A 19,020-nucleotide genomic window follows, 5' to 3' on the forward strand; every position below is an offset into this window, starting at 1 on the left:
ACAACACTTGGTGATAAAACACCAATTAACTATGAGAAATTACAGAATGAAGTGTCCGGTTGGACTTGACCAGAATAGCCTGCTCAGGTGCTCATTACTGGGCACGTGAGTTCACTAAACTCGGGCATGATGTGCGTATCATGGCATCTAAGTTTGTTATCCCATACCGCCAAAATGAAAAGAATGACGCTAATGATGCTGAAGCTATTTGTGAAGCTGCTACCAGGCCTAAAACTCGTTTTGTCAGTATTAAAAGTGAAGAACAACAAGCCATCTTATCTTTACATCGCATACGCCAAGGCGCAATAAAAGATAGAACCGCACGTATCAATCGATTACGTGGATTATTAGCAGAATTTGGCATCATCATGCCTAAAGGACGCTACCCAGCGCAAAAAGCCATTGGTGTGATTATCGAAGATGCAGAGAACAATTTACCTTTCCTTGCCAGAGCGTTGTTGAATGGCCTTTGGCAAAGTATTCAAGCCTTAAACGAAGAAATACTAAAATACGATAGAAAACTTTACGCATTAGCTAATCAAATGAAAGATGCAAAACGCTTGATGAGTATTCCGGGTATTGGGGAAATCACCGCTACTGCTGTTGTTGCAACAGTCAATGATGCTAAGCACTTTAAATCCAGTCGTTCTTTTGCTGCTTGGATAGGCTTAGTGCCCAGACAATACACAACAGGGGGTGTCGTTCGATTAGGTAGGATTAGCAAGCGTGGTGAGAAACATATTCGAACCTCTCTGATTCATGGGGCAAGAGCCGTAATTGCCAACTGTAAAAATAAAACGGACCGAACAAGCCTCTGGATAAAAGATCTTATTGAACGGAGAGGCTTCAAGCGCGCCACGGTCGCATTAGCAGCTAAAAACGCACGATTAATTTGGGCGCTGTTACATTCAGAAAAAGAGTATCAGGTAGATTATGTAAAATAAAAGTAAGTTATAAGTGATACAACGGTTTACCCCACCGTGTCTGAGCATTAGCTATTGACGATAACACGGTCAGACCGAGAGCAAGAAAGCCTGTTTAGTCGGGAAGAAAAATTCTTTATCAAGAAGATTCTGTTTAACGAATGAGGCATTGCTCAAGCGCAAATCATCAGGGCGATAGCGTAATAAAGCTAATTAAACGCCGAATGTAGAGCTGCTGTCAGATCTTCTAGTTATAAGAGAAAGCTATTGCTTGACAACGGGGAGTCCATGTAGCCCAACTAACCGGTGAGGATTGCTGGCACGATGTTTTGCGTATTTTTGCAAAACGCGTGACCGTAAACCACCCCCGCGTTTAGTTGCTTGTTAAGTGCCTTTATACATCTACCCTAGCTTGAAAAACCGTCTGAGGAAAATCAAGCACCAGCCCTTTACTAATTCCATATTTATTAAAAACAAACTCTTTAACCGCGTTTTCGTTACTTCTTGGTATTGTTGTATCTGCAATATAGATTTTATTAGAAGCTTCTAATTCTTTAGGATCTACGATCCCTATCTTTCCCCTAAACTTAGAAAGAAATTCAGAATTTTTAACATTTTCATATTGAGGAGATTGATCGTTAACCAACAGCCTTGTCTGTTTATTATTACTATCTAATACAAAGGCACCATCAATCGCATTTTTATGTATAGAGAAGAGGCTATGGTAAAAGTAATAACACCATACAGCTTGATTAGAGTCTGAATCGACATCTATTATACTTTTTCGACCATAAAATGTAGACTCAAATTGTTTAACCTGCGTTGATGGATTTACACCACTTGTAACAATAAAAAGAAAACAGTATTTGCTTTTCGTATTCGATTTTTGAGCTTTTAACTGCTGAATCCCTTTGGTAATAACAGTTGAAATACTATTCCAATAACCCGTCGTATGCGTTTTTTGAAAAACATCTCCTTTAGCCAAAATAGATTCTTGTGTTTCATGTTCAATATCGGCATCGAACTTTTCCTTCAATTCGATTAGTACATTATCCTCTCCACGAACAATAAAATCGGGAGTTTTCTCTTTAATCTCTTTTATTTTTTCAGCTATGACATCAAATTCTGATAGGTAATCAATAACTGTATTTTCGATATTGTTACTAGGCATGATGACTCCATTGGCATTTAACAGGTTATTAATTTGACCTTGCAAGCTATCCTACATTACAAGGTAGCGATAAACCAGTGACCAAACGCGCTCACAATATACTTTTAATTGTAATAGTTACAATGTCCGCTATTGGCCGAGAGCGGACGTCTAGTGTAAAATAATTTAACATAGCAAGAGTTGCCTATACCGTGGTTAACCACACCTTACTCTTTCTAATAAAATGATCATATTAACTACACTTTGTTTGTAACTTCCCCTAAGTAAGTTATATGTCGTTAGTTGTTCTAACTGTCAGCGGCAAAGAAGTTTTACCCTCTACTTTAAAATTAAAACAGAAATCAACGTTATAACGTTATGTTGGTGTAGAAAAGGAATAGGTTACAGTGGTGTACACATATCTTAGAGTTAAAATTTGTGTTACGGTACCTAAGACGGTAAAAAAAACACCGTAACACAACACGTAACACACTTTTTTAATTTATTGAATTTAAAGTATTTAAGTCGCAAGATCACACATATCACAGTTGATGCAGTTGTCTTTAATTAATAGTGCCATTAGGGTTTCCGACGAGACTTTGAATGATGTCATAGACGAGCCTCTTAGACTTCTAAGAGGCTCGTTAGTTACTTAACCAGCGCTTTTATGTGGGTTACGTGAGTCTTGGTTTTCTTCAAAGTTACGCATTAACAATGCAAACGCTAAGTCGATATCTTGTGGTACAGGAATATACATCACATGGCGAGAGCCCGGTGCAACATCAACGTTTTCGCCTTTACGATTTTTCATCTCTTCTAGCGTAAAGGTGATGTTACCGCTTGGTGTCATAAGCTCTAATGAATCACCTACTAGGAACTTATTTTTAACTTCTATTTCAGCCCAGCCGTCTTCATTTCGGCCAGTGACTTCACCAACAAATTGCTGAGACTCAGAGACTGAATGGCCATACTCATAATTCTGGTACTTGTCATGGCTGTGGCGGCGCAGGAAACCTTCAGTGTAACCACGGTGAGCAAGGTGCTCTAAGGTGTTCATTAATGTTTGATCAAAAGGTTTACCTGCTGCAGCGTCGTCAATCGCTTTACGATAAACCTGTGCTGTGCGAGCACAGTAGTAGAATGACTTAGTACGACCTTCAATTTTTAAAGAGTGGACACCAATTTTAGTTAATTGGTCAACCATTTCAACAGCACGCAGGTCTTTTGAGTTCATGATATAAGTACCGTGCTCATCTTCAAATGCTGGCATGTACTCTTCAGGGCGTCCCGGCTCTTGGAGCAAATAGATATTATCGGTGGTATCACCTTCACCAAGCGTTGGCTCTATTTTCTGTGGCTCAACAATTTGTGGTTCAGCAGCTTCTGGAGCCACCGCTATTACATCGCCGGTTTCAGTTTCTTTGGCATCATGGACACCGTATTTCCAACGGCAGGCATTGGTACAAGTACCTTGGTTTGGATCGCGCTTATTAATATAGCCTGATAATAAACAACGTCCAGAGTAAGCCATGCATAGTGCACCATGAACGAACACTTCTAGTTCCATTTCTGGCACTGCTTGTCGGATTTCATTGATTTCATCAACAGATAGCTCTCGCGATAGAATAACGCGTTCGATACCTTGCTGGTGCCAGAACTTGACCGTTGCCCAGTTAACGGCGTTTGCTTGTACAGAAAGGTGAATAGGTAAATCAGGGTAAGCTTCACGGACCAACATAATTAATCCAGGATCTGACATAATTAGCGCATCAGGTTTGAGCTCAACTACAGGTGCTAAATCGCGAATGTAAGTTTTTAGTTTACTATTGTGAGGTGCAATGTTGCTTACCACATAAAACTTTTTACCTAATTGATGTGCTTCTTCGATACCAATGGCTAAATTATCTAAGTCGAATTCATTATTGCGTACTCGCAAACTGTATCGTGGTTGACCTGCATAGACAGCGTCAGCACCATAAGCAAAGGCATAACGCATGTTTTTAAGGCTACCAGCCGGTGATAATAGTTCAGGAGTAAACATAGAAATAGAGCTCTCAATCAAAAAATAGGCGCGTATTTTATACTCCATTCTTAATCATCGCAAATTGTGTGGTTATTATCAGTAAAATAATTTTCAGTACACGGCTCAACTTGAAATCCTAAAATGGGTGCGTGTGAATAAAAAGTCACTTTAATGATATATTTATTCATTTTGTGCTTGAGCTTGATTACCTTTTGGTTTATCGTTAGCTACAATTATTTATTGGTCTTATTTCCAATAGAAAAATTCTGAAATATGATGAATGTTTATTAGTGTAATTTGGCAGTCCAACAAGCGAACTGCCAGCTATTTAGAGTGAATGATTATGAAGTTATCTGAGATTAAAGATCAAACAGTTGGTGTTTGTGTTTCTGGTGGTTTAGACAGCAAGACTGTGACTAAGCGTTTAATGGAAGACAATATTAAAGTTATTTGTTTTTCTGCTGATTTAGCACAACCAGACGAAGATGATATTCAAAATGTTGTGCGCAAAATGGAGCCTTGCGGAGCAGAAACAGTATTAGTTGATTTAAAAAATGAAATGGCTGATGCCTGTTTTGACGCAATCAAAGCAAACGCAACTTATGACGGTGGTTATTGGAACACCACGGGTATTGCACGTGGTGTAACCGTTCAGGGGTTGGTTAAGGCGATGAAAGCTCGTGGTGTTAATATCTTAGCCCATGGAGCTACAGGTCGTGGTAATGATCAAATGCGTTTTGAGCGCTATACCCGTTCTCTTGCACCTGAAATGAATGTTTACGCACCTTGGCGTGATGCTCAACTCCTTGAACAGTTCCCTGGTCGTAGTGAAATGGCTGACTATTTAGCACAGTTTGATATACCAGCTGTGATAGGAATGAAGAAAAAATACTCTACCGATGCTAACTTAGCTGGCTTATCTCATGAAGCTGAAGATTTAGAAAGCTTAGAAACGTCAATGTTAATCGTTGAGCCGACGATGGGAGTGTGGCCGCAAGAAGCACCAGATCAAGTTGAAGAAGTTACTATTGGTTATAAGCAGGGTGTGGCTGTTACATTTAACGGTGAAGCATTAAATCCGTTTGACATGATGACGCGTGCTAATGATGTGGGTGGCCGTAACGGTGTTGGTATGTCTAACGCTTTAGAGAACAGAATTATTGGCACTAAGAGCCGTGGTGTATATGAAGCACCGGGAATGGAGTTATTAAGCCAAGGGTTACAAAATATCTTACAGGCGACTTTAGATCGTCGCGCTACAGCACTTTATAATAGCTTGAGCCAGACTGTAAGCGACTTGATTTATGATGGACGTGTTTTTGACACAGCTAATAAAGCAGCAATGGCAGGCATTAATGTGTTAACTGAAAGTGCCACTGGTACGGTGACCTTAGGGCTGTATAAAGGCAACGTATTCTTTAACAGCATGACGGATATTGAAGCATCGCTTTATAATGAAGAAGACTCATCTATGGAAGCAAGTGACGGCTTAAACCCTGAAAGCTCACAGGGATACGCCGATATCTTGTCTGTAGAAGCATGTGCACTAGCTAAAGCTGGTCAATTCAAAGGCGATAGTTAAACTATTCTGGTGATGGTATTTAGCCATTACCAATATTATTTCAACACCTTAGGCCACACTAATTCCCCTTGTTAGTGTGGCTTTTTTGTTTTGCTTTAAAACAAGGTAGGATGATTAATATACAATTTTTAGTTGGAAAGTATTGCTTTTTATACGCCAGTGGTATTTTATTGTTGTTTATAGCTGAGTCTTTTCTCTTTAATCGGTGGCACGGGTGAGCAATGGATAATCAGATACAACTTCGCTTAATTGAACGTCTTAATGAAAGGTTAATGAGTTACTTATCAGTGATTTGGGCCTGCTTTACCTGTGTTATCTTAAGTCTTTTTCTACTTAGATCTGTTGAGGTCGGGTGGGGGTATGATGAATTTATCTACCTATTTTTAATTGTGCTTCTTGGTGTGTTCTTAAGTGTCCGATCACGCTTATCTAATCATTTTACCGTTCACTTGTTATTCACATTAAACCTCATTGCTGGCATTTGGGGCGTACTCAATTACGGTACGCAAGCCGTTGCGGTGTTCTACTTACTGCTGAGCGTGATAATTGCTGCTTTATTCTATAAAAAACGTGTCATTATAGCGGCTGCCGTCGGTGTGGTTTTAATTTTTATCTTCGCGGGTATTAAATTTACTACAGTGCCTCAGGCAGACGGCCTCAATGAAGTAAATACACATTGGCACTGGATTATTTATACCAGTGGTGTGATCTTTTTTATCCTAATGGCGACCTCGACGTTATATATTTTCCGTCAAGAAATGGAGTCTGTGTTAGGACGCTTGAATGAGCAATATGATAAGTTATCTCAGGTAGCTGGTTATGATGAGCTAACAGGGTTAGCGACGTTTAGACTGATGAGAAAACAGTGGCAACAAGCTTGCTTACGCGCGCAGCGTCACCAGAGAAAAGCCGCGATTATGTTTGTTGATTTAGATAACTTTAAGTCTGTTAATGACTACTTTGGCCATGATGCAGGAGATCATTGTTTAAGAGTTATCGCTAAACGTACGACAGGGTTACTTCGGGGTAATGATATGGTCGCTCGTATTGGTGGTGATGAATTTTTGGTTATTCTTGAAGATATTGACCACATTGAAGATGTCAAAGAGCTTTCGACAAAGCTAATTGATAAATTATCACAGTCTATTTCGTTTAATGACCATCATTTTAGTGTCGGTTGCAGTATAGGTATTGCTTTGTATCCAGAGCACGGTGTCGATGTCGATACATTACGAAATTTGGCAGATAAAGCGATGTACTGCGCTAAAGATAACGGTAAGAATCAGTTTGCCATCTTTAGCACTTAACCTACTTTAAGTTTTAAAGGTGTTCACAGGTTTAGTATCAGGCCACGATTTAGTATAAAATGGCTTTACCTTAGAGACGTATTAAACACATCATGAATAGAAAAAAGAAAATTAAATCCATTTTGCTAAAAAAGCAAAAAAAGAAAAATGCTAAGTTAACGCACAGTAACAAACCACGGTACATTGCTAAAGCGGATCGTGACATTGCTCCAGATGTTGATAGCACTAGCGTAGAGCAATCGTGTGACAGTGAGAACAAAATTGAGTCCTAACCACCGTGCAGTGCGAATAATAAGCGTAATTCACTAATTAGCTGATTTGGAAATTGTCGATAATCTAAATAAGGCGTGAGTATAACGAGCTCAAGGTCTTTATCTTTTAAACGCCATACCGGTTTACTGGTTTCAAGGAGCTCGAATTTGTTAGTTATATCGTGCTCTGGGGAAAGTCCGAGAGTCTGTGCATATTGTTTACCACAGACGATATGAATACGAGATTTTTCTGATGGAGCAAGGGGTAAAAAGCTAAAATAGGTATGCGCTAGTAATTTCTCATCACGAAACGCTTTCCATGGATGCGCCTTGCAAGTTAATTTAGCCGCAATTGTAAATATTTTTCGCCAATGATTACCATTGATTGCGACGATTTCATCAGTGGTAATTTGTTCAAGTTCGCTCGTCGGTAAAAGAGGGGCGTTTTCGAGATGGAAAATCACTTTTGCCTGAGCATTCCCTAATCCAACCAATTGGTTATTACGAAATTGCAAAGTCGATTTATTGCCACGCATAATGAAGATATATCCAAACGCTATTCTAAAAAAGTGAAGTCTACGTGATTTGCGGTTAAACCAACAGTCATAGACTCGTTTGACTATAAACAATATTTGCCAACTCATTATTATAATTAGTTAAATATAGTTATATGCAAATCAAAAAAAGCTGTTATATTGGTTTTTAGGCATTGTATGTTTTATTAGGTACTAAGGGGACGAGTCACCCTTAAAGGGGCTCTGTGATAATTTTCTCCGTTTAGGTATCAAGGTAAGGTTAGTAACATACAGTTTTTTTAGTATTAATATATGAAACGGATTGTGTATGTCTACAGCAAACGCGTTAAGAACCATTCTCATTGAGAAACTGAAAAACGATTCTCTAGTTTTACCAACACTCCCTAAGATTGCAATGAAAGTCCGTGAGGCTGTTGCAGATCCTGATTCTAGTTTAGGGGATATCTCAAGCTTATTGGCACAAGATGCTGCCATGTCTGCTCGATTAATTCGAATTGCCAATACGGCTCATTATAGCCGTGCAGTGCGTGCTGAAAACCTGCAAGCTGCAGTGACTCGTATCGGAATGCGCCAGATAAAGAATATTGTTATGGCTCTTGCAATGGAGCAATTGTTTGTTTCTGATAACGAGTTGGTTGCCAATTATTTAGCAAAAACTTGGCATAACTCGACTGAAGTAGCAGCTTATGCAATGGCTTTATTGTCGATTTATCAAAGAGAAAATAAACATACCTCACTTCAGGTGGATACTTTGTCTTTGGCAGCTTTATTGCACAACATAGGCACGCTGCCTATTCTAACTGAGGCTGATGGCTACCCAGAAATCTTCGCTGAACCAGAATTCTTAGAACGTGCTATCTCAGATTTGCATACTCATATTGGTGTGGCGATTGTGAAAGACTGGAACTTCAGCGATGAAATGGTTGAGTCAGTGAAATATTACAATAAAAACGAGCATCAAACGGCTGAAGTCAGCTATTTAGACTTCGTTCGTTTAGCTGTATTGTGCCAAGCCTACGATGGCGCATTGACTAATTGTGAAGACCAACTCACGCCATTTATTGAGAAAGGCTTAATTGGTAGTATTGAAGATATTTCTAGTGACTCGTTTAACGAAGAGCTTGCTGGAAACCGTGAAGCGTTTGCATAAATCAATAACATAACCCATTGCAAAGGCTGATAGAGGAAACTCTATCAGCCTTTTTTGAGTGTATCTATTGACGAGCTTGACGCTGATTCGATGGTGTCTCCTCGAAGTTACTGCGAAACGGATTTATATCCAAGCCTCCACGGCGGGTGTAGCGGGCGTAAACGGTTAATTTATCACAGTGACAAAAGCGCATTAAATCGGTAAAAATACGTTCAACACATTGCTCATGAAATTCATTGTGCTGTCTAAAAGAAATTAAATAACGCAATAAGGCTTCATGGTCAATTTGACGGCCATGATAACTTATTTCAACGGTCCCCCAATCAGGTTGATTGGTAATTAAGCAGTTAGATTTTAATAAATTAGAGTGAAGCGTCTCACTCACCAAAGGCTGGTTGCTATTATCACTGTGAGCAAGAAAGTCGGTCGAGAATTGATAATCATCAATAGTGATATCTAAGTCATCAATACAATGACCCGCTGCACTAATGATACGCTGCGTAGCGAATTGATGAGCTAGAATAATTTCAACTGTGACGTTACTCTCAGCACATACGGACAAGTCTTTAGTCAGTTGTGCTGTTACCTCGTCAGCATCATTGAAACGCTGCTGATTGTAACTATTTAGATAGAGCTTAAATGATTTAGACTCGATCAAGTTGTTACTTTGACATGGTACCTTGAAGTTCGCCATGGCGACCACTGGCTTGCCCTTAGCGTTAAGCCATGAAAGCTCATATCCTGTCCAAATGTCATCACCATGAAAAGGCAAGGTCTGACCTAGGTTTAATTCGTTACGATTTAATGCTCTAGGAACAGCTTGTAACAGTTTTTCATCGAAGCTGTTATCATAGTCAGTCTGTTTACCCAAAGTAAGGGATGCGAGTTCTGGGGCATTGTCATAAGGTGACTTTGTCGTCATGGAGCTAGTTTCCGCCATATAATTGAGATTAAGATGTTAACAACTGCACAAGCATTGCAACAATTTGCCACGGATTATAGCAAAGCTGTAGCCAATGAAACGGGATATTTACCACAAGTTTGCCATGATAATGAATGGACCTCACCCTGTGAGCATGAAGGTGCTCTGGACGGAGAGAAAATTCAATGGCAGCCACAGTTAACTGAGCACGCTTCACAATATAATGGCTTTGCTAATATTGAACATGCCCTTGAATTGTCGATACACCAAGATATCAAAGATTACTATCATAGTTTATATAGTGGTTCACTGTTTGGTACGTTCGATTCACGTCAGTTCGAGCTATTACAAATATGGAATGAACAAGATATTGATCGCTTAAGTACCAATATTATCGGTCATATTATGATGCAGCAAAAACTTAAGCAGTCGTTAACCGTATTTATTGGCTGTGTTGTTAACAGTGAAAAAATGCTATCGATTGATAATACCACAGGGCAGGTTGTGTGTGAGATCGCTGGTAACAATGATCGAGAAGTTTTAGCCAGTTCGATTTGCGATTTTTTAAGTCGACTATCACCGTTAGCATCCCCTGAAGAGGAGCAGGTGTATCAAGCGCCTCAACCTCTTAAGGCAGGGTTAATGCCGCGGCTAAAAGAAGTGATGCGCAGTTTATTAGGCCGCTAATGGCAGCCTAATAAACGATTAGGCATTGTCGGTTAGTGTTTATAATCCCAAGATAGGTTTGATACTAATCGACAGTCGTCACATTTAAAGTCAATAACTTGATGTAATGGCTCTGCTAATGCCCAATCGCCATCACAACTCGGACAGCGACGCTGTTGTTCACTGGATAAATCTGTTCCACCTACACGATATAGATATAAGTATGTCGGTATACCACTTAACTCTTCAATTCGTTCACAGAGTTTCATTCCCCGCTTAGCTAATGAACTATTGAGGTCGCAAATTTCAGGCAGTACTTCAAACTCTGCACTTAAACCATTCATTTGTAATTGATCGCAGGCCTGCCAGTCTTGTTGCCAATTAACCAATTGTTTATAACAGCCGTTGGCTAGTGGAGGTAATCGATATAACGGAATCGGGGCGAAATGATCACCGCATCGAATTGGCGAGCACGTTTGCACATAACTGGTATAGAGCATTTGCCAACTCGCCTGATGTACAGGGTCTGTCATGTCAGAATGTATTTCTTGACCTAAAATATCTATTTTCGGTTGTAAGATTCCCGCTTTGGTTAAGTTGTTTATTGCCCTATTTACTGCTTGGTTATTTTGAGTATGCTGTAATGACTCTTCTTCTGGGCAAAGAACTTGAGTAACAAAATAACCATCTTTCAATAGTGTTGGGAATTCTTGACCTATAATTTGTCCATTATATTTCAGTTCAGTGATCAGACCGCAAATTGCCCGTTCTACGGCAGTGATTGTCGTATCTTCAAAACATTCAAAGGTCAGCTTAGCAAGGATCATTAGGGCAACGCTCTTTTATTAATTGTTTTAGTTCATTTGTTTCTTTACGCAATGACACAACTTCAGCCGTTAAGTCTGCAAGTTGTTGCAATATTTTTTGACTGTCACTTAATGGTTCCACCTTTTCTGTTGATGGTGCTCTGTGTTGAGCATCATCAATGTCAGCGATTTGTTCTGCTGATAGGCTTTCAAAATATTGTAAGCTTTTGACTAAAACAGGGATGGGGACAGGGCGTGATAATTTAGCACGAACCAATGCAACAGAAGGCTTTTTTCCTTGTTGAGTCAGCTGCTTTGCAATCGCTAGGATATGTTTTTCCATTTGCTTAGTCCTATTTTTTCATTCAAAGTGTTATTTTAGCATTTTTATAATGAATATTTAGCTAAAAAATGTCACAAATCTGACATTGAATGGCGGTGAAGAAAAAATTAATTATTCAATCTAATATGCAATTGATGTAAATTATTGTTTACGATGATTGTTGGGTTTTTAATTTCCTTTAATATCAGCTTTTTATCCTACTATTTTGCTATTTAATCGACCGTTTAAAACTTTCGTACACTCTGGTTTTTCTGTTGTTATTTTAACCGATGTTAAAACTATACTTTTTTATGCTTTTGCTACGACTAAAGTGTATAACACTTAAAAAAGCCCTTTATTTTTCCTAAATATCACTAAAAGCCCTTGCTAGGGCCCAATCATAATGGTTAATATCAAGTTTCAGCTGTTTAAAAAATGTAAATGGCATGCGGGCCTTTTTAACATTGGCAATTACTTTTATTTTTACGTTATTTTGGAGTTCACCATGGAGATGATATCAGGAGCCGAAATGGTTATCCGCTCCTTACAGGACCAAGGCGTTGAGCGCATATACGGTTATCCGGGCGGTTCTGTTTTAGATTTATATGATGCACTGTTTCAGCAGTCAAGTGTTGAGCATATTCTCGTCCGTCATGAGCAAGCCGCTGTCCATATGGCTGATGGTTACGCTCGTGCCACTGGTGATGTCGGTACTGTACTGGTCACATCAGGTCCAGGAGCCACCAACTGTATTACGGGTATTGCAACGGCATATATGGATTCAATTCCAATGGTTGTTTTGTCAGGGCAAGTGCCAACGACCATGATTGGTGAGGATGCTTTCCAAGAAACAGATATGGTGGGTGTTTCTCGTCCTATTGTAAAACACAGTTTCTTATGTAAGCGTGCAGAAGACATTCCTGAGACAATTAAAAAAGCTTACTATATTGCCTCGACAGGTCGACCGGGCCCTGTGGTCGTTGATTTACCAAAAGATATTATTAATCCGCAATTGCGTTTCCCGTACAGTTACCCAGAGTCGGTTTCTTTACGCTCGTATAACCCAACTGCGCGTGGCCATAAGCGTCAAACGCGTAAAGCGTTGAAGGTCTTATTAGAAGCAAAGCGTCCGGTAATCTATGCTGGTGGCGGTGCAATTTGGGAAAATACACCAGAGCTTCTGAAAGAGTTTGCTGAAATTGTCGGATGTCCAGTAACAAATACGTTAATGGGGTTAGGTGTCTACCCAGCCACTGATAAGCAGTTTGTCGGTATGCTTGGCATGCATGGTACGCTTGAAGCGAATAAAACTATGCATCACAGTGATGTCATTTTTGCTATTGGTGTACGTTTTGATGATCGTACAACCAATAACCTTGAAAAGTACTGTCCAGATGCGACAGTCATTCATATTGATATCGACCCAACATCGATTTCAAAAACAGTTCATGCTGATATTCCGATTGTTGGCTACGCTCACAATGTACTGCAAGACATGCTTGACATGATTAAGCATGATGAACTGAGTAGCGACAGCCAAGCGATGGCTGCTTGGTGGGATCAAATTGAACAGTGGCGTTCGGTTAAGTGTTTAAGCTACGAGACGAACCCTGACTCTTTAAAACCACAGCAAGTGGTTGAGGCGATGTATAAGGCAACCAACGGCGATGCTTATGTGTGTTCAGATGTTGGTCAACATCAGATGTTTGCTGCATTGTATTACCCGTTTGATAAGCCACGCCGCTGGATAAACTCTGGTGGTCTTGGCACCATGGGCTTTGGCTTACCTGCTGCGATGGGTGTACAAATGGCGTTTCCTGATAGCACTGTTGTGTGTATTTCGGGTGACGGTAGTATTCAAATGAACATTCAAGAGCTATCTACTTGTTTGCAATACGACTTGCCAATTAAAGTTATTATTTTAAATAATCGTTCATTAGGGATGGTTAAACAATGGCAAGATATGATTTACAAAGGCCGTCATTCTCATTCGTATTGGGATTCGGTACCTGACTTTGTCAAATTAGCAGAGGCCTTTGGTCATGTTGGCATTAAAGTAGACCGCCCTGATGAGTTAGACGATGCCTTTGCACGTTGCTTTGCACAGAAAGACCGTCTAGTGGTCATGGATATTGCCGTTGATGAGCAAGAGCACGTGTACCCGATGCTAATCAAATATGGTGCGATGAATGAAATGTATTTAAGTAAAACGGAGCGTAGCTAATGTCAAAAACAGTCATTTCACTTTTACTTGAAAATGAAGCTGGTGCTACGTCACGTATTGTGGGCTTATTTGCACAGCGGGGCTATAATATTGAGTCGCTGACTGTATCTGTGACTCACGATCCATCGCTGTCACGAATGACTATTGTCACTAACGGTGATAACCGTGTGATTGAACAAATCATGAAGCAACTTAACAAATTGATCGATGTGCTAAAGATATCTGACTTAACGGATGGTGAGCATATAGAACAAGAGATGTCATTAGTTAAGGTTGCGTGTGTTGGTAACAAGCGCGATGAAGTATGCCGCCTAGTTGATATCTTTAATGGTAAAATTATTGATGCAACACCGCGTATTTATACGGTTCGTATCGTTGGAGATAGCTTTAAGCTTGATGCCTTTGTGAAGCAAATTGAACAAACCAGTGAAATCATTGAAGTCGTTCGTTCTGGTACGCTTGGCATTGCTCGTGGTGAGCGTTCTTTACGTCCTTAAATGTCACGATTGGTCATAAACAAAAAGCTCTGCTAACTCGTTGGCAGGGCTTTTTTAATGTTCTCTCCATGCAATTGATAGATGCTAAAGAGCCAGCGAGTAGCCAATCGATCACCTTGTTTAAGCCGATTACTCTTAGCTACCATAACATCGCTTACGTAATGTTTTGGCTGTTAGGCGAGTTGACGTAAATGCCTATGGAAACACTGTGACGGCAGCTCAATCTCTATTTATGATATCGTTATCAACGAGATGACTTAACGAGATAGAATTGAATGACAATTACAGGTTTACCAGACAGTAATTCAGCGAATAAATAAAAGCCCCGCTAACAGATGTTAGCAGGGCTTTAAGTCTTCGTTGTTTAAAGGCGCTTAGCTTGATTAGCTAGCGAAAATACCTTTTAACATATAGAAGATACCAATCGATAAGATTGCACCCGCTGGTAAAGTTACGACCCACGAGATAACAATGTTACGGATAACCCCCATGTTCAACGCTGCAATACCACGTGCCATACCAACACCTAATACCGCACCAACAAGGGTTTGTGTAGTTGAAATAGGTAAACCCGTAGAAGAGGCTAGTACAACCGTTGTAGCGGCTGCTAGCTCGGCTGCGAAACCACGACTAGGCGTTAAATGCGTGATGCCCTGACCAATGGTTGCCATTACGCGGCGGCCAAAAATAGCAAGACCTGCAACAATACCAATACCACCTAGAGGTAGGATCCACCAGACAAGTGGCGACTTAGCAACAATTTCACCACCGTTATTTACGATAGATACAACCGCTGCTAGAGGACCAATAGCGTTAGCTACGTCATTAGAACCGTGGGCAAATGCCATACAACAGGCCGTTACAACCATTAAGATAGCAAATACTTTCTCAACACTGGCGTAATGCATCTTTTTATCTGCCGCAGGGTCGATTTTTAAGCGTTTAATGGCAATCACACCCAAGGCAGCAACTAGTACAGCAATTAAGCCTGATAGTAGAAATGCTTCTTGAGTCGAAAAGTGAATACCAATGTGCTTTAAACCTTTCTTGATAGTTACCAGCGATAGAATAAAGCCAGATAAAGCCATGTATACAGGCACATAACGCTTCGCATTAGCAAGTGGGTCGTCAGTGTTGAAGATGAACTTCTGGGCACTCATAAATATGACGTAGGCAAAGACACCTGATATCAACGGAGTGATGACCCAGCTACCAACAATCCCGCCAACTTTTGACCACGTTACTGCGTCAGTTCCTACACCAACAGCGGCAAAACCGACGATTGCGCCAACGATTGAGTGAGTTGTCGATACAGGCCACCCCAAATAAGAAGCGACTAATAACCAAATGCCCGCGGCTAAAAGTGAGGCGATCATACCGAAAACGAGTAGTTCAGGCACATCAACAAAGTACGCAGAGTCAATGATGCCTTTACGAATGGTTGATGTTACTTCACCACCGGCCAGGTAGGCACCAGCGAATTCAAAGATCATCGCGATAATAATCGCTTGTTTGATCGTTAATGCTTTTGAGCCAACTGATGTTCCCATTGCGTTAGCAACATCATTTGCACCGATGCCCCACGCCATGAAAAATCCGAATAAGCCAGCAAGTAGCACTAGCTCAAAGCTATAATTTACAATGATATCCATTGAAAAAACCTTTTAAAACAATTATGAACGAGCTAGCATTAGCTCTAGTCTGTCACCAACGCGTTCAGCAAGATCAGCTAAATCGCCTACCCACTCAATTACGTTGTATAAGAAAATCACGTCCACAGGGTTCAATTCTTGCTCAATCTCGTGCAATGAATGACGTAAAGTGATTTGCATCATGTCGGTACTATCTTCAACAGTGTCTAGCTCAGAGATTAATTTATCAATGATTTGTAGCTCAACGCCTTGAAAACCGGTTTCTAATAATTCATCTAATTCAGCAATCGCTTTTGCAGCAAAACCAGAGGCTTCGATACAACGCTGTAGGTACTCCATAAATTCTTGTTGGATTTGTTCTGGAATAACCAGCTTGCGACCAAGGATGCGTCCTGAAATGTCTTTTGCTGTATTAGCAATTTTATCTTGTTGGGTAATTAGCCCTAACATATCAGTACGATCAACCGGCATAAATAAACCTTTCGGTAAATTTGTCCGTACTTCACGCTTTAACTTATCGGCAGATTTCTCTAACTGAGATAACTCTGCTCGTACGTTGGCTGCTTTATTCCAATCTTGGGCATAGACTGCCTTAAAGAAAGGGACTAAATGCTCGGCACACTGATGTACTTTACAGATGTGCTCTTGAAGAGGCTTTATTGGTGACTTTGCAAATACACCAAGTATCGAATTCATCGACATAGTTTGACCTTTTGATTATGTTCGCTTTATAGCAACAATTGAAAAATCGAGCGCATAGTAACTTAACTCGTTTCACATTAAAACATTTGAGTTGATTATAATGACTTAAACTTTCTATTAAATCGATATAGACTGTGCCTCAAACAACGAGTAATTTAGTTATTATAAGTTAACCGAAGCAATTGTATTAAAGTTTTGTGACTTTTTTATGACAAAGAATAATATTTGGGTAAATCATGGAAAATGAAATTGAGATAAAGTTATTTGTCTCAGCTGATATTGAGAAAACGTTAGATAGTTTATCAAAGAATCAAGATGTTAAGTTGGTTTCTCAAAGCTTCAATTTAGAAAATATCTATTTTGATACGCAAGACAAGAAGCTACGCTTCTGGGATATGGGGCTGCGAATTAGGGTGAACGATCAGCATATCGAGCAAACAATTAAGACTGCAGGTCAAGTTATTGGTGGTTTGCATCAGCGACCTGAATATAACGTGGATATTGAGACCCCCGAGCCACAATTAGCTCTTTTTCCACAACAGATATGGCCTGAAGGTACAGATGTTTCTGTACTACAAAAACAAATTAACCCTTTGTTTAATACTAACTTTTCTCGGCGGGGAGTGATGATGATTTACCCCGACGGTGCCGTCGTTGAAATGGTTTATGATCAAGGTTTTATCGGTGCTGGTGATCACAAAGTTGAAATTTGTGAAGTAGAGCTTGAATTGGTTAAAGGTAAACCAGAGCTGATCTTTGAATTAGCGGGACAATTGGCTAAACAATCACCATTACGATTTGGTACTAAAAGTAAAGCCGCTCGTGGTTACCAGTTGGCCAAGCAAACTAAAGATCAGGTCAAATCATTAACTGTGGTTGATATTTGTACAAAAGATTCTTTGGAGACGGCTTATATAAAAACGGTTTCTCATGGATTAGCCCATTGGCAATATCACATTGAAGTTTTCATCGACCAGCAAGATTTTTATGCCCTAAAAGAAATTCGAGATGCGTTGCAATTAATTATTAAAGCCAATGAGTTGTATCAAGATTATTTCCATGATAATGAGCTCAAAGCTTTAACTAAGTCGATCTTTTGGTTAATGGAACAGCTGGCCTTTATTGATGATGCGCTGCGTATTGAAAAACTACTTGGCAACAAAGGGCAAGCGTTTAAAAAATTAGAGCACCATAAGAAGATTTTAGCGATGCTTAGTGAGCAGCGTGACAATTTACCTCAAGAGTCTGATATTGTTGCACTGTTTAACAGTGAGCGTCATACAGCGCTAGTGTCTCAATTAATGCAATGGCTCTATTTTAAACCGTGGCAACAACAACCTTTACCCACGTTAGAGAAGTTTCAACAGCAGTCGGTTAAAAGCCAAGCGAAACAGTTTCTAGCTCAAGATTGGGAGTTGGTTCATAAAACCCTCCCTTATGAATCAACCTTAACCTATCAAGATTACTTAGCTCAACGCTTAAACTTACAGCACAATATGCAAGTTGGTGTCTGTGTTGGTAATTTGTTTGATAGTGAGTCACAACAACGTTTTAGGGCTCCGTGGTCTGATATTGCAGTGGGTATTGATCAGTTATTGCAGTTTGAGCCTATCAAACAATTGTTACGAGCAGAGTGCTTAGACGATGACGGCGCGATTAAGAGTTGGCTTGAGCGCAAGGAAAGCTCCCTCATTCATGCTATGGAACAATCACGTAAGTCGGCATTGAAGTTAACGCCTTACTGGTTATAGACGAGCGAAGTAGACAATTAAAAAAGCCTTAACTTGAACTTAATAACTAACTTGAACTTAATAACCAAGTTGAAGTTAAGGCCTTTTTATTAGAATGTGCCGAAGTCCGCCTTAATCTGAGTTTACAGTTCTTTGTTGCGCTAACTCTTTACGCATAGCCTGTAATTCTTCAAGGATGGCAGCATTTTGGTGGCGTAACTCTCGGTTTTTGACGTTGGTATCAGAGAATCCCATGATCTTTGAAGCAATTAGCGCTCCGATGTAGCCCATCATGCCAACACCGATATAGAACATTAGAGTGACAATGACATACCCGCCAGTGGTGGTCGGATAAAAATCACCAAAACCAATCGTCGAACTTGCCATTATTAATACCCAAAATGCTTGGGCATAACTATGAATGTTGGCATCAGGGTTGGCTGATTCGAAATGAATGAGCAGTCCTGCCCCCACAGCGATAACACAATAAATTACCACCATAACCATCAGAGCAAGATATCGGGTTTTATAATTCTTTACGCCATATTCATCAATATGATGGAGAAAATCCATTGAT

The 19,020-nt window shown here is 40.0% G+C and carries 18 protein-coding genes and 1 pseudogene; 10 read left to right on the forward strand and 9 right to left on the reverse strand.

Translation table 11 applies throughout. The features are described from left to right. Nucleotides 1-77: 77 nt before the first annotated feature. A pseudogene (locus tag Q8W26_RS13805) lies at nucleotides 78-944 on the forward strand (IS110 family transposase); the annotation flags it as partial. 373 nt (nucleotides 945-1,317) lie between these two features. On the opposite strand, the gene Q8W26_RS13810 reads toward Q8W26_RS13805, so the two are convergent. Further along, a complete protein-coding gene (locus Q8W26_RS13810) occupies nucleotides 1,318-2,094 on the reverse strand; it encodes a hypothetical protein (protein ID WP_101213779.1) in 777 nt (258 codons plus the stop codon). A gap of 631 nt (nucleotides 2,095-2,725) precedes the next feature. Continuing rightward, entirely contained in the window at nucleotides 2,726-4,114 is a 1,389-nt protein-coding gene (gene yegQ, locus Q8W26_RS13815) for a tRNA 5-hydroxyuridine modification protein YegQ (protein WP_101213780.1), read from the reverse strand. A gap of 325 nt (nucleotides 4,115-4,439) precedes the next feature. Between yegQ and argG the strand changes: the two genes are divergently transcribed. From argG to Q8W26_RS13830, 3 genes are all read left to right on the forward strand, one after another. Further along, the gene (gene argG / locus Q8W26_RS13820) at nucleotides 4,440-5,678 is read left to right on the forward strand and encodes an argininosuccinate synthase (RefSeq protein ID WP_101213781.1); all 1,239 of its coding nucleotides are present in this window, start codon (nucleotides 4,440-4,442) and stop codon (nucleotides 5,676-5,678) included. 221 nt (nucleotides 5,679-5,899) lie between these two features. Beyond that, complete coding sequence (locus tag Q8W26_RS13825) at nucleotides 5,900-6,985, forward strand: GGDEF domain-containing protein (protein WP_101213782.1); 1,086 nt, start codon at nucleotides 5,900-5,902, stop codon at nucleotides 6,983-6,985. A 92-nt stretch (nucleotides 6,986-7,077) separates the two neighbouring features. Next, a complete protein-coding gene (locus tag Q8W26_RS13830) occupies nucleotides 7,078-7,257 on the forward strand; it encodes a DUF2986 domain-containing protein (protein ID WP_101213783.1) in 180 nt (59 codons plus the stop codon). Here the strand turns inward: Q8W26_RS13830 and Q8W26_RS13835 are convergent. After that, a complete protein-coding gene (locus tag Q8W26_RS13835) occupies nucleotides 7,254-7,772 on the reverse strand; it encodes a hypothetical protein (protein ID WP_101213784.1) in 519 nt (172 codons plus the stop codon). The genes Q8W26_RS13830 and Q8W26_RS13835 overlap by 4 nt on opposite strands. Nucleotides 7,773-8,079: 307 nt before the next feature. Here Q8W26_RS13835 and Q8W26_RS13840 point away from each other — a divergent pair, with 307 nt between their 5' ends. Beyond that, a complete protein-coding gene (locus Q8W26_RS13840) occupies nucleotides 8,080-8,922 on the forward strand; it encodes an HDOD domain-containing protein (protein WP_101213785.1) in 843 nt (280 codons plus the stop codon). A gap of 64 nt (nucleotides 8,923-8,986) precedes the next feature. Here the strand turns inward: Q8W26_RS13840 and queF are convergent, their stop codons facing one another. Then, complete coding sequence (gene queF / locus Q8W26_RS13845) at nucleotides 8,987-9,844, reverse strand: NADPH-dependent 7-cyano-7-deazaguanine reductase QueF (RefSeq protein ID WP_101213786.1); 858 nt, start codon at nucleotides 9,842-9,844, stop codon at nucleotides 8,987-8,989. Nucleotides 9,845-9,877: 33 nt separating this feature from the next. Between queF and syd the strand changes: the two genes are divergently transcribed. After that, a complete protein-coding gene (gene syd / locus Q8W26_RS13850; protein ID WP_101213787.1) occupies nucleotides 9,878-10,531 on the forward strand; it encodes a SecY-interacting protein in 654 nt (217 codons plus the stop codon). A gap of 32 nt (nucleotides 10,532-10,563) precedes the next feature. Here syd and Q8W26_RS13855 read toward each other — a convergent pair whose 3' ends face one another. Together Q8W26_RS13855 and Q8W26_RS13860 are read right to left on the reverse strand one after the other, a co-directional pair. Beyond that, nucleotides 10,564-11,337: a Zn-ribbon-containing protein gene (locus Q8W26_RS13855; RefSeq protein ID WP_101213788.1), complete on the reverse strand. Its 774-nt coding sequence runs from the start codon at nucleotides 11,335-11,337 to the stop codon at nucleotides 10,564-10,566. Further along, nucleotides 11,324-11,659, reverse strand: a complete 336-nt coding sequence (locus tag Q8W26_RS13860; RefSeq protein WP_101213789.1) for a hypothetical protein — start codon at nucleotides 11,657-11,659, stop codon at nucleotides 11,324-11,326. The genes Q8W26_RS13855 and Q8W26_RS13860 overlap by 14 nt, the downstream gene beginning before the upstream one ends. Before the next feature lie 484 nt (nucleotides 11,660-12,143). Here Q8W26_RS13860 and Q8W26_RS13865 point away from each other — a divergent pair, with 484 nt between their 5' ends. From Q8W26_RS13865 to Q8W26_RS13875, 3 genes are all read left to right on the forward strand, one after another. Beyond that, on the forward strand, nucleotides 12,144-13,862 hold the full coding sequence (locus Q8W26_RS13865) for an acetolactate synthase 3 large subunit (RefSeq protein WP_101213930.1): 1,719 nt from the start codon (nucleotides 12,144-12,146) through the stop codon (nucleotides 13,860-13,862). Next, complete coding sequence (gene ilvN / locus Q8W26_RS13870) at nucleotides 13,862-14,359, forward strand: acetolactate synthase small subunit (RefSeq protein ID WP_101213790.1); 498 nt, start codon at nucleotides 13,862-13,864, stop codon at nucleotides 14,357-14,359. The genes Q8W26_RS13865 and ilvN overlap by 1 nt, the downstream gene beginning before the upstream one ends. A 68-nt stretch (nucleotides 14,360-14,427) precedes the next feature. Then, nucleotides 14,428-14,550, forward strand: a complete 123-nt coding sequence (locus Q8W26_RS13875; protein WP_305473655.1) for a hypothetical protein — start codon at nucleotides 14,428-14,430, stop codon at nucleotides 14,548-14,550. Between the two features lie 192 nt (nucleotides 14,551-14,742). Here Q8W26_RS13875 and Q8W26_RS13880 read toward each other — a convergent pair whose 3' ends face one another. Both Q8W26_RS13880 and Q8W26_RS13885 read right to left on the reverse strand, forming a co-directional pair. Then, nucleotides 14,743-16,011 (reverse strand): inorganic phosphate transporter, encoded by a 1,269-nt coding sequence (locus tag Q8W26_RS13880; protein ID WP_101213791.1) that lies wholly within the window; start codon nucleotides 16,009-16,011, stop codon nucleotides 14,743-14,745. A gap of 21 nt (nucleotides 16,012-16,032) precedes the next feature. Next, nucleotides 16,033-16,713 carry a TIGR00153 family protein gene (locus Q8W26_RS13885; RefSeq protein ID WP_101213792.1) on the reverse strand — a complete coding sequence of 227 codons (681 nt, stop codon included), beginning with the start codon at nucleotides 16,711-16,713 and terminating at the stop codon, nucleotides 16,033-16,035. A gap of 236 nt (nucleotides 16,714-16,949) precedes the next feature. On the opposite strand from Q8W26_RS13885, the gene Q8W26_RS13890 reads away from it, so the two are divergent. Further along, nucleotides 16,950-18,464, forward strand: coding sequence for a CYTH and CHAD domain-containing protein (locus Q8W26_RS13890; protein WP_101213793.1), 1,515 nt, complete (start codon nucleotides 16,950-16,952; stop codon nucleotides 18,462-18,464). A 111-nt stretch (nucleotides 18,465-18,575) separates the two neighbouring features. Here the strand turns inward: Q8W26_RS13890 and Q8W26_RS13895 are convergent, their stop codons facing one another. Continuing rightward, nucleotides 18,576-19,016, reverse strand: a complete 441-nt coding sequence (locus tag Q8W26_RS13895; protein WP_101213794.1) for an ion transporter — start codon at nucleotides 19,014-19,016, stop codon at nucleotides 18,576-18,578. Nucleotides 19,017-19,020 lie beyond the last annotated feature (4 nt).

It is taken from the genome of Psychrobium sp. 1_MG-2023, from assembly GCF_030689115.1.
Lineage (GTDB): Bacteria > Pseudomonadota > Gammaproteobacteria > Enterobacterales > Psychrobiaceae > Psychrobium.